Raw genomic sequence first — 11,578 nt, forward strand, 5'->3', positions numbered from 1 at the left:
CTTACTTGTTGTTTTTGTTTTTAACGACCTGGGCCATCAGGACGGCTTCGCATGCGAGGGTTTCGCCTACGAAGGCCTTCGCCTCCACGACGGCCACGCCGCGGCGGATAGGCTCCATGAGGTGGATTTCGAACTGGAGCGTGTCTCCGGGGACGACCTTGCGCTTGAATTTCACGCCGTCGATCTTCATGAAATAGGTCGAGTAGTTCTCCGGGTCGGGCACGTCGCCCAGCACCAGGATGCCGCTGCACTGCGCCATCGCTTCGACGATCAGCACGCCCGGCATGACGGGCTCTTCGGGGAAATGCCCCACGAAGAAGGGTTCGTTCATCGTGACGTTCTTGATACCGGCCACGTCCGTCGCGTCGCGGTGGAAGATGCGGTCTACCAGCAGGAACGGCGGGCGGTGGGGCAGCATGTGGCGGATGTCGTTGATGTCGTGGAGCGGCGGCTTGCGGCAGTCGTACTGGAAACGGGGTTTCTCGCCGGCTTTGCGGATGGTGTGCTTGAGTTGCTTCATGAACTCGGTGTTGGCGAAATGCCCGGGGCGGGTGGCCCAGACGCGGCCCTTGATGCGGACGCCCAGCAGTGCAAAGTCGCCCAGCAGGTCGAGCAGCTTGTGGCGCGCCAGTTCGTTGTTGCAGCGCAGTTCGAGGTTATTGAGGTAGCCCGCCTTGATCTCGATGTCGGGCTTGTCGAAGATCTTTTTCAGGTGCTCCAGCTGGTCGGCCGGGACGGGGTTTTCGACCACGACGATGGCGTTGTCCAGGTCGCCGCCCTTGATGAGGTTCATTTTGATGAGCGGCTCCAGTTCGTGCAGGAAGACGAATGTGCGGCAGGGCGAGATTTTCTCGGCGTAGTTGTCGCCCGGGTTGAAAGTGGCGTACTGGTTGCCGATGACCTTCGAGTTGTAGTCCACGTGTACCGAGACGGAAAACTCGTCGTCGGGGTAGAGGATGATGGCCACGCCCTTCTCGGGGATCGTGTAGACCATCTTTTCGGTCACGTGGTAGAATTTGCGTTCGGCGTCCTGGTCGGCGACGCCCGCTTCGGTGATGGCCTTGGCATAGGCGCAGGCCGAACCGTCCATGATGGGGGTCTCGGGGGCGTCGATGTCGATGACGGCGTTGTCCACGCCCAGCGTCCAGAGCGCCGACATGATGTGTTCGATGGTGCTTACGCGGTGGCCGCCCGATTCGATGGTCGTGCCGCGCGAAGTGTCTACGACGTAGTCGCAGAGTGCGGGGATTATGGGTTGCCCTTCGATGTCGGTGCGGCGGAATACGATCCCCGTGTCGACTTCGGCGGGATTGACGGTCATGGTTACCTTGACGCCCGTATGGAGGCCCTTGCCGGAGAATGAGATCGGGGCCTTCAGCGTTTGTTGTTTTGTTGACATAAGCAGTGTTTCCGATTATTTACGCGCAAAGATAAAAATTTTTTCTTAATAAAAAGTACGTATGCGGTTATTATAAAAAGTAAGGGTTTATAGCGACATCGCCGCGGGCGGGGGTGGATATTTCGGAAAAAAACAGTATTTTTGTGCGGAAAAAACAGGAAACACGCCATGCCGACGCCGGAACCGGAAAAACGAGTCAAACGCCCCCGCCTGCGCCTGCCTTTCGAGAAACGGAAGCAGGATGCCGGTTCGTGGACGTACGACCACCGCATCGGGTTGTGCGTGACGCTCATCGCTTACCTGGTGCTGATGATCGCCTTCGTTTCGTCGAAGATCGTCGTCGGCCGCAAGCCCCATACCCAGGGGATGTATATCGACCTGCAGACGCTGGCCGAGCTGGAACAGGAGCGCGACAGGCTGGAACGGCTGGCGCGCGAACGGCAGGAGAAAGACCCGATCGACTGGCGGAGCATCCAGAACCAGGTTTCGAACGAAAACGCGCTGAACGAAAAGCTCAGGGACGACCGCGGTACCAATGCCGCGGCGCTCAACGATGCCGCAGCTGCGGCCGAGGAGCGCATGCGTGCCAACCGCGAGGCTTACGAACAGGGGCTCGCCGAGGAGCGCGCCATCCGCCAGCGCCGCGGTGCCGGGGAGGATTCCGAGCACCAGGATCGCAAGGTCAAGGGGCGCGTCACGGTCTCCTTTTCGCTGACCGATCCGGTGCGGACGTCCCGCTACCTGGCCGTCCCGGCCTACAAATGCGAAGGCGGCGGCGAAGTGGTGGTCGAGATTACGGTCAACCGTGCGGGCGACGTGACGAACGCCCGGGTGGTCGAAGGCGGGGACGAGTGCATGCGCTCTTCGGCGCTCGGTTCGGCCCGCAGATCGCGTTTCAACATCGACGACTCCGCCCCGGCACGCCAGCAAGGGACGATTACGTATATTTTTATCCCCCAATAAGTTCTTTTTGCCCCGCAGAGGCGTGATGTTTGCCGGATTTTTTTTATCTTTGTTGCCGATCGAAATTCAGGCATGCGTAAAATCGCGATCATACTGTCGGGCTTGCTGTGTTGCCTGTTCTACGAAACGGGCAGCAGGGGGATTCCTGCGTCCGTTGCGGAGCATGCCGCCGTCACGATTTCGGTCGACCGCGCTTCCCACGACCAATGGCGTTGCGAGCGCGAGTACAATGCCGACCTGAATTTACCCCGCGTGGCGGGGGAAGTATCTCCTGCCCCAGTCGTGCCCGTTTCCCAGCGCGGCGGATCCGGAACCGGCCAGAACGCCGACCGTTTTGCGGCGAACCGGTTCGAGGCGGGTGTCGTGAAAGTAACCTCGGAATTCAAATCTTCTGACCTGTCCGTCGGCCTGCATGCCGTAGACTACTACGTCTACCGGCTGCGCCGGCTCATTATTTAGCGTGTTGTATTTTACCGGTTTACAAAGGAAATACAAACGATTAATAATGAAAAAGATATGGATAGGAATAAAATTTGCGAGGCGATGTACGCCTTGCCCGGGGGCGTTGTGGTAAAACGCCGCAAGTCCCAGTTGCGCGCTGCCGTGCTGTTCATCGCCGGCGTTGCGTTGGTGGTAGTGAACAACATGTACGGGGCGGAGCTCACGAACAACATGCGTTCGGCGATCGTTTTCATCGGCGGGCTGCTGATCCTCTCGGGGATGGTCATGGCTGCGATCCAGCTCTTCGGCTCGGGGGGCGTGCCCTTCCACAAGGACAAGCATTGCTACCTCGTTTTCGAGGAGCTCTACTTCGACCGGGGCGTCCGTGCCGATGTGGTGCAGTCGGTGGAGAACGGCGCCGTAGACCGGCTGCTCGGCCTGGCACGCGCGAATGTCCCGGCGCTCACGGTGGCCCTCTACCGTACGCCCGACAACAGTTTTGCAGCCATGCAGGCGTTCGAGTACGCCGACCTGGAGTACAAGCCGCTGACCAGGCTGAACATAGTAGATAAAGCATAACGTAACATAAACGGAGAAGAATGATAGACATCAGTGGTGAAAATGTAGTATTGGTAGGCGCATTGCTGCTCTTCGTGGCGGTGATGGCCGGTAAGGTCGCGTATCGTTTCGGGGCCCCCGCGCTGTTGCTGTTCCTCGGGGTGGGCATGTTGTTCGGTTTGAATTTCATCTCGTACCGTTCGGTCGAGATGACCCAGTTCGTGGGGATGATCGCCTTGTGTATTATCCTCTTCACGGGCGGTATGGACACGAAGTTCTCGGAGATAAAACCCATCATCGGCCCGGGCGTCGTACTGGCTACGGTCGGCGTGGTCATGACGGCGTTCGTGCTGGCCGGTTTCGTGTGGCTGGTGGCTCCGTGGCTGGGGATCGAAATACCGTTCGCGCTGGCACTGCTGCTGGCCTCCACGATGTCCTCGACCGACTCGGCGTCGGTTTTCTCCATCCTGCGAAGCAAGAAACAAGGGCTCAAGCAAAACCTGCGCCCGCTGCTGGAGCTGGAGAGCGGTTAGAACGACCCGAACGCATACACGATGGCGGTTCGAACGACCCGATGGCATACATGATGACCATCCTGCTCATCAGTGTCGTGTCGAATACCTCGTCCGGCGTCGGCCTGGGCATGAGCGTAGTCTTTTTCGTGGTGCAGATGGTCGTGGGCGCCCTGTCCGGGTACCTGATCGGGCGGTTGGCCGTATGGACGATCAACCGCATCAACCTGGTCAACCATTCGCTCTACTCGGTGCTCCTGCTCGCATTCATCTTCTTCTCGTTCGCCTTCACCGACCTGATCAAGGGCAACGGCTACCTGGCCGTCTACCTTTCGGGTCTGGTTATCGGTAACCACAAGCTCCAGCAGAAACGGCCGCTGACAGTTTTCTTCGACGGGTTCACGTGGCTCATGCAGATCGTGATGTTCCTCACGCTGGGCCTGTTCGTGAACAGCAACGAACTGCTCGAACCCCGGGTGCTGATCCTCGGCGGGCTGGTCGGGGCGTTCATGATCCTTGTGGCGCGTCCGCTGACGGTCTTCGCTTGCCTGCTCCCGTTCCGCAAGTTTACGACCAAGGCACGGCTTTACGTGTCGTGGGTCGGGTTGCGCGGCGCCGTGCCTATCCTCTTCGCCATCTATCCGCTGATGGCGCATGTGGAGAATGCCGGGCTGCTGTTCAACGTGGTTTTCCTGGGGACGATCATTTCGCTGCTGGTGCAGGGCACTACGGTGAGCGGCATGGCCAACCTGCTGGGGCTGGCCTATGAGGAGCGCGAGTCGGCCTTCAGCGTCGACATGCACCAGGACATGAAGTCGGCGCTTACGGAGGTCGAGGTCAACGAGACGATGCTCGAAAGCGGGCATACGCTCAAGGACATCACCCTCCCCGAGAATACGCTGGTGATGATGGTCTGCCGCGACGGCGAGTATTTCGTGCCGCAGGGTAAGACGGAACTCAAGCTGGGCGACAAGCTGCTGGTCATTTCCGACCGCAGCGAGGAGCTGGCAACCACCTATAAGGACATGGGCATCGACGATGTCATGAAGTTAGGGTAGGCTTCCCGCGGAGGAGGTTCCCTGTTCCGTCGGGAATTCAGGATCCGTTCCGCAAATCCCTTTCAGAGGGACAGATATGTCCGGTATCCGGTGACTTGGAGCCTGCCGGACAGAGGCAGATCCCGGCGATTCGCTCGCCGGGATTTTGTTTCGCTTTGCCGGACGAAAAGCCGGACGGCGATTTGCACCGTCCGGGATTTTTTCCTATATTCGATGTGCCGTATCGGAGGGTGCCCCGATCTCCGTATCTCTATGAAAACCGAACGAATGAAAATAGGGCTGTTTGCCGCGCAGCTCGTCTTGCCCGCCGTGCCGGGCCTTTATGTCATCCTGTTCCGTCCCGGGGTGTCGCTGCTTACGCCCCGGATGCTTATTCCCTCCATGCTGTGCATCAACCTGCTGGCTCTCCTCTTGGGGTGGCGCAGGCTCGGATGGTCGCGCAACGAACGGTTCGATGCGGCCATGCTGCTGGTGATGTTCGCCCTGTTTCCCTGGCTGGAATACCAGGTACTGCCCGTCGGGGCGTTCGAGGGGAATTTGTGGGCGCAGGTCGGGTGTTACTGCGCGGGACAGGCGATCGGGTATGTCTCGGTCGTGCTGGCGCCTGACTGGTTGGGAAGGCTCAGACAGCGGCGTTATGAAGAGCGGGTCTTGTCGGGGCGGGAAAAGTTCCGATCCCGCAAGGAGGTGCTGGAACAGCGGGCCGAAGCGCAGGAGGCGCAGCGCAGGGCGAAAGAGTTGCGCAGGGCGAAGAAATAAAAACATCCCGGACATTCGTAGTTCGGGATGTTTGTTTTCGGGGCGTATGCCGGAGCCGTTTCCCCGGCTGTCAATCTGCCAATTCATCGGTTTGTCCGTCCGTCAACTCATCAGTCCGCCGGCCCGCCAGTCCTTCGGTCTGCCAGTTTGCCCGCCCGTCAGCCCATTGGTTCGTCTGTCTGTCTGTCTGTCTGTCTGTCTGTCCGCCGGCTCATTAGTCTGTAAGCTCGTCAGCCCGTCAGGCCGCTGCTCCGCCCGCAGGGAGGGCGGAATCGCGGCCTGCTGCCGTTTTACAGGGAGCGCCGGATGTTGAGCATCCAGGGGTTCTCGATGTTGCGGATGCCTTTCTGGGAGATCAGCTGCGCCAGCGTCAGCCCCATCTGGCGGAAGTCGGTCGAGAGGGTGGTGATCCCGCCCGCGAGGATCTCCTTGAGCGGCGTGTCGTTGTACGAAATGATGCCGAATTCGCGGCCGGGCGTCATCTGCTGCCGCTCGGCCTGCTTGAGCAGCGTCACCAGGTCGCGGTCGCTGACGAGGATGAACAGGTCGCCTTCGCGGATTTCGCGGTCGCGGATCGAGGCGAGGTATTCGTGCCCGAACCCGTGTTCCGCACAGAAGCGCACCAGTCCGTCGTAGCGCTCCTGCGGCTCCTTTTTTTCGTGCTGCACCATCAGCAGCCGTTCGTATTTGCGGATATGCCGCAGCCCGTGGCAGAGCGCCTCGTAGGTGTCCTTTTCGAAGTTTTGCGCCACGGACGAATACCTGCCCAGCAGTTCGGGGTGGAAGTGGTCGAGCAGGAACACCCGCCCCGAGAGGCTTTCGAGCAGCGGCCCGATGCCGGTGAACTTGCCCGGCATGATGATATAGGTGGTGTATTTGCCGTTGGCGTCGGTCACCAGCGCGTCGAAGACCCTGCGGTTGTAGTTGTGGAAATAGAGGTCTACGCTTACGCCTTTGCCGACGTGCTCCATGAACGAGTTGTAGAGGTCTTCCTTGAATTCGTTGAATTCGTTGAAGAGCAGGAAAATATTCTGTTCCGAGGGGATTCGCGCCGAGGCGATGTAGTAGCCCACGCCGGGCGTCGAGGCGATGATGCCGCGCGATTTGAGTTCGCTCAGCCCGGCGAAGACCGTGTCGCGCGAGAGGTGGTAATTCTCGCGGAATTCGTTGATCGAGGGTATCCAGTCCCCCTTCTGGAGCTTCCCTTCGGCGATGCCGTCGATGACGAAGTTGACGACCTGTTTGTATTTCGATTCGTTGTTTTTCATGGCTTTGCACACGCAATGTCGTGCAAATATACGTAAAATCGGGTAATATCGGTACGAACCGGTACGAAAAATAAAAAAAAATCATACCAGTTCGTACCAGTATGACGAAATTTTATTTATATTTGCCCAAAAGATCACACAGCGCAATGGAGAAAGGGATCGTTTTCAGCATCGAGGAGTTCGCCATACACGACGGGCCGGGTATCCGCACCACCGTTTTCCTGAAAGGGTGCCCGCTTCGCTGTGCCTGGTGCCACAATCCCGAGGGCATTTCCCCCGAGCCGCAGTATATGGATCGCCGCGACGGCCGCACGATGTGCGGGTACGCGATCTGCTCGGGGGAGCTGGCCGGCAAACTGCTGCGCAACAAGGCGGTATATGCCATGAACCGCGGCGGTGTGACGCTCACGGGCGGCGAGCCGCTTCTGCAGGCCGCATTTGCGGCAGAGGTGCTTGCCGCGTTGCAGGCCGCGGGGGTGCATACGGCCGTCGAGACGAGCGGCTATGCCGCGCCGGATGTTTTCCGCCGGGTGGCGGGGCACGCCGATCTGGTGCTGTTCGACGTGAAACACGCCGACCCGGTGCAGCACCGCCGCTGGACGGGGGTGGACAATGCCCCCATCCTGCGCAATCTGGCATGGCTGTGCACTTCGGGCCGGCCGTTCGTCGTCCGCATCCCGCTGATCCCCGGGGTGAACGATACGCGGGAGAACATGTTGCAGACCTGCCTGCTGATTAAGGATGCCCCGGGGCTGGAGCGGGTCGAGATCCTGCGCTACCACAAGACCGCCGGGGCGAAGTACGCCATGATCGGCCGGACGTATGCCCCCGGTTTCGATACCGGGGCGGAGCCCCGTGTCCACGACGTTTTCAGCGACTACAATCTTAAAACACTCATACAATGAATCCCAGAATCGAAAACCTGCGCGGCTATATCCTCCGCAAAGAGCACCATGTCCTGCGCCGTACCCCGGCCCGGCTCGGGCTGGACAACCTCAATATCGGGTTTGCAGCGGCCGGAATGCCGCCCGTGAGGCGCTCGGCGGAGATGCTCGCCGCCCTGATGCGTGCCGAACAGCCCGTGATCCTGCCGGGCGAGAAGATCGTATTCACCCGCACCGTTACCGAAGTGCCCGAAATCTTCACCCCGCAGGAGTGGGACGGGATCAAGGCGTCGCACTACATCCACGAGCGCGGGACGGTCTGCAACATATCGCCCGACTACGAAACCACCATCCGCCTTGGGCTCGATGCCCGGAAGGCCGAAATCGCTTCCCGCCTGGCGGACGATTCGCTCGACCAGGAACAGCGTATCTTCCTGGGGTCGGTGGCGCTCTGCATCGAGGCCGTGCAGGAGCTTACGGGGCGTTACGCCGCCCATGCCCGCGAGGCGGGGCAGACGGATACGGCCCAAGTGCTCGAGGCCGTGCGTACGCGCGGCGCCCGGTCGCTGCGCGAGGCGCTGCAACTGCTGCGCATCCTCCATTTCGCGATCTGGGAGGCCGGCAATTACCACAATACGCTGGGGCGTTTCGACCAGTACATGTACCCCTATTTCCGCCATGACATCGACAGCGGCGTGCTGACCGAGGAGGAGGCGTTCGACCTGGTGGAAGAGTTCTTCCTCGCATGCAACAAGGACAGCGACCTCTATCCCGGTATGCAGCAGGGCGACAACGGCCAGAGCATGGTACTGGGCGGCCGCGCCGCAAACGGCGACTACCTTTTCAACCGCCTCTCGGAGATGTGCCTGCGGGCCAGCTGCGAACTGGAGCTGATCGACCCCAAGATCAACATCCGCGTCGACGCGGATACGCCCGACGAAATCTTCTTCCTGGGGTCGCAGCTCACCCGCAAGGGGCTGGGATTCCCGCAGTACAGCAACGACGACGTGATCGTCCCGGGGCTCATGAAGAAAGGGTACTCGGAGCAGGACGCCCGCAATTATGTCGTGGCCGCCTGCTGGGAGTTCATCATCCCCAACCATGCGATGGACATCCCCAACATCGACGCCGTGTCGCTCATCGGCTGCGTGCGCGAGGTGTTGCCCGAATTGGCGGCATGTCCCGACTACGCGGCGTTTTACGGCCTGGTCGAGCGGAAGATCGCCCAAAAGGCCGACGCCGTCTGCCGCAAGCACCGCAACCTCTACATCGTCCCCGCACCGATGATGTCGCTGTTGATGGACGGCACCATAGAACGGGCGCAGGACATTTCGCTCGGCTCGCGCTACAACAACTACGGCCTGCACGGCACGGGCATTGCCACGGCGGCCGACTCGCTGGCGGCGCTGCGCAAATTTTACTTCGAGGAGCGCCGTTTCGACGCCCCGACGCTGCTCTCGGCGCTGGAGGACGACTTCCGCGGCGCACCCGAATTACAACGCCTGCTGCGGCGGGAGGCTCCCAAGATGGGGCAGGACGACGACTATGCCGACTCCATCGCCTGCGACCTGCTCGCTTCGTTCGCACGTGCGCTCGAAGGGCGCCGCAACGAGCGGGGCGGCATCTACCGCGCCGGCACCGGTACGGCCATGTACTATGTTTTCCATGCCGCAGGCCTCGGTGCCACGCCCGACGGCCGCAGTGCCGGGGAGATGATCCCCGCCAACTATTCGCCGAGCCTGTTCATCGACCAGCGCGGGCCCGTATCGGTCATCAAATCCTTCACCAAACCGCGTCTGGAGGATGTGGTCAACGGCGGGCCGCTGACCCTCGAGTTCGACCAGTCGGTCTTCAACAACGAGGAGAGCGTCCGCAAACTGGGCATGCTCGTCAAGACCTACATCGCCCTGGGCGGCCACCAGTTGCAGCTCAATACCGTCAGCCGCGAAAAGCTGCTCGACGCCAAGGTGCATCCCGAGCGGCACCGCAACCTGATCGTGCGCGTCTGGGGCTGGAGCGGCTATTTCGTCGAACTGGACGAATGTTACCAGAACCATGTGATCAACCGGATCGAATTCGGCCTCTGAACCGGCGTGAACCGAAACTGAAAACCAACTAATCCGACCTGATATGAAAACATCCGTTAAAGGCTTCATGTTTTATGTCGCCTTCGTCGCTTCGCTCGGCGGCCTTTTGTTCGGCTTCGACACGGCCGTGATCTCCGGTGCCGAAAAGGCGATCCAGGGGATCTATGCGCTCTCGGACTTCGCGCACGGCTTCACGATCGCCACGGCGCTTATCGGCACCATCGTCGGCGCCCTGGTCTGCGGCGGCCCAGCCGAACGCTACGGGCGCCTGCGCTCGCTGAAAGTGATCGCGTGGCTCTACCTGATCTCGGCCGTGGGCAGTGCCGTGATCGTCAACTGGTATTCGTTCATGTTCTTCCGCTTTGTGGGCGGGTTGGCCGTCGGTGCCTCGTCGGTCGTGGGGCCGATGTATATCGCCGAGATCTCCCCGTCGCACTGGCGCGGGCGTTTCGTGGCCTTCTTCCAGTTCAACATCGTGCTGGGTATCGTCATCGCCTACCTGACCAATTACTGGATCGTGGGGATTCCCCACGACTGGCAGTGGATGCTGGGCATCGAGGCCGTCCCGGCACTGGCCTTCGGCCTGTTGCTGATGACCGTGCCCGAAAGCCCCCGCTGGCTGCTTATCCGCAGCCGTGACGCCGAGGCGCGCCGTGTACTCGAACGCACCACGCGCGAGAATGTCGAAGCCGAAATGGCCGAGATCCGCGCCTCGCTCGCCGGGGCGGGCGATACGGGCGAGCGGCTTTTCCGGAAAAAATATTTCATCCCCATCCTGTTGGCGTTCCTCATCTCGACGTTCAACCAGCTCACGGGGATCAACGCCATCCTCTACTATGCGCCGCGCCTGTTCGAGATGTCGGGCGTCTTCCGCGAGGGGGCGATGATGCAGTCGATCGTGATCGGCATCACCAACCTCACGTTCACCATGCTGGGCATGTTCCTCATCGACAAGGTGGGGCGGAAGAAGCTCATCGGCGTAGGTGCCGTGGGGATGTTCGTCTCGCTGGTGCTCGTGGCGCGCGGGTTCTGGCTCGAACGCTTCGAAGGTTACTACATGCTTGTCTGCCTGATGGGCTACATCGCCTTCTTCGCCGTGTCGCTGGGCGCTACGATCTGGGTGGTCATTTCCGAGGTCTTCCCCAATTCGGTGCGTGCCAAGGGGCAGGTGCTGGGCAGCATGACCCACTGGGTGTGGTCGGCGCTGCTGTCGTGGTTCTTCCCCGTCTTCCTTTCGGTCGGCGGCACCTATATCTTCGGATTTTTCGCGCTTATTGCTCTCGGCAGCCTTATCTTTGCGATAAAGCTCCCCGAGACCAAGGACAAATCGCTCGAACAGATACAGAAAGAACTGGTAAAATAAAAACCCGGACATATGAACCGTTCCCTGAAAAAAATTCCCCTCGCGGCCTTGTGTGCCGCCATGGCCGCCGCCTGTGCGGGCGGTGCAACGGACGCCACGATCACGGTCGATGCGTCGAAAGTCGAGGGCAGCGTCACCCCCTGGCTTTACGGGGCCTGCATCGAAGACGTCAACCACGAGATTTACGGAGGCCTTTACGACCAGCGGATCTTCGGCGAGAGTTTCGAGGAGCCCGTGCCCAACCCCCTTTTCGATGACTGCTCGGCCTACGAAGGGGAGTGGCAGG

Annotated in this window: 8 protein-coding genes and 3 pseudogenes; 9 read left to right on the forward strand and 2 right to left on the reverse strand. The window is 60.5% G+C overall.

What is annotated here, in order from left to right:
* Position 1: 1 nt before the first annotated feature.
* A complete protein-coding gene (locus QVP03_RS00720; RefSeq protein ID WP_018696795.1) occupies positions 2-1,399 on the reverse strand; it encodes a bifunctional UDP-3-O-[3-hydroxymyristoyl] N-acetylglucosamine deacetylase/3-hydroxyacyl-ACP dehydratase in 1,398 nt (465 codons plus the stop codon).
* 168 nt (positions 1,400-1,567) lie between these two features.
* Here QVP03_RS00720 and QVP03_RS00725 point away from each other — a divergent pair, with 168 nt between their 5' ends.
* The 5 genes and pseudogenes from QVP03_RS00725 to QVP03_RS00745 all read left to right on the forward strand — a co-directional run bounded on the left by QVP03_RS00725 (position 1,568) and on the right by QVP03_RS00745 (position 5,690).
* Positions 1,568-2,362 (forward strand): TonB family protein, encoded by a 795-nt coding sequence (locus QVP03_RS00725; protein ID WP_018696796.1) that lies wholly within the window; start codon positions 1,568-1,570, stop codon positions 2,360-2,362.
* A 72-nt stretch (positions 2,363-2,434) separates the two neighbouring features.
* Entirely contained in the window at positions 2,435-2,821 is a 387-nt protein-coding gene (locus QVP03_RS00730) for a hypothetical protein (protein WP_022331779.1), read from the forward strand.
* Between the two features lie 57 nt (positions 2,822-2,878).
* Positions 2,879-3,382, forward strand: coding sequence for a hypothetical protein (locus QVP03_RS00735; protein WP_022331780.1), 504 nt, complete (start codon positions 2,879-2,881; stop codon positions 3,380-3,382).
* Between the two features lie 20 nt (positions 3,383-3,402).
* A pseudogene (locus tag QVP03_RS00740) lies at positions 3,403-4,931 on the forward strand (potassium/proton antiporter).
* A gap of 267 nt (positions 4,932-5,198) precedes the next feature.
* Positions 5,199-5,690 carry a hypothetical protein gene (locus QVP03_RS00745; RefSeq protein ID WP_022331783.1) on the forward strand — a complete coding sequence of 164 codons (492 nt, stop codon included), beginning with the start codon at positions 5,199-5,201 and terminating at the stop codon, positions 5,688-5,690.
* A 290-nt stretch (positions 5,691-5,980) separates the two neighbouring features.
* On the opposite strand, the gene QVP03_RS00750 is transcribed toward QVP03_RS00745, so the two are convergent.
* On the reverse strand, positions 5,981-6,958 hold the full coding sequence (locus QVP03_RS00750) for a GntR family transcriptional regulator (RefSeq protein ID WP_022331784.1): 978 nt from the start codon (positions 6,956-6,958) through the stop codon (positions 5,981-5,983).
* A 146-nt stretch (positions 6,959-7,104) separates the two neighbouring features.
* On the opposite strand from QVP03_RS00750, the gene QVP03_RS00755 reads away from it, so the two are divergent.
* From QVP03_RS00755 to QVP03_RS00770, 4 genes and pseudogenes are all read left to right on the forward strand, one after another.
* Complete coding sequence (locus QVP03_RS00755; RefSeq protein ID WP_022331785.1) at positions 7,105-7,863, forward strand: radical SAM protein; 759 nt, start codon at positions 7,105-7,107, stop codon at positions 7,861-7,863.
* Positions 7,860-9,929: a pyruvate formate lyase family protein gene (locus QVP03_RS00760; protein ID WP_022331786.1), complete on the forward strand. Its 2,070-nt coding sequence runs from the start codon at positions 7,860-7,862 to the stop codon at positions 9,927-9,929. Before QVP03_RS00755 ends, QVP03_RS00760 begins: the two co-directional genes overlap by 4 nt.
* 28 nt (positions 9,930-9,957) lie before the next feature.
* Positions 9,958-11,292 (forward strand): annotated as a pseudogene (locus QVP03_RS00765) (sugar porter family MFS transporter); the annotation flags it as partial.
* A 12-nt stretch (positions 11,293-11,304) separates the two neighbouring features.
* A pseudogene (locus QVP03_RS00770) lies at positions 11,305-11,578 on the forward strand (alpha-L-arabinofuranosidase); the annotation flags it as partial.

This window comes from Alistipes sp. CAG:29, assembly GCF_000435435.1.
GTDB lineage: Bacteria > Bacteroidota > Bacteroidia > Bacteroidales > Rikenellaceae > Alistipes > Alistipes onderdonkii.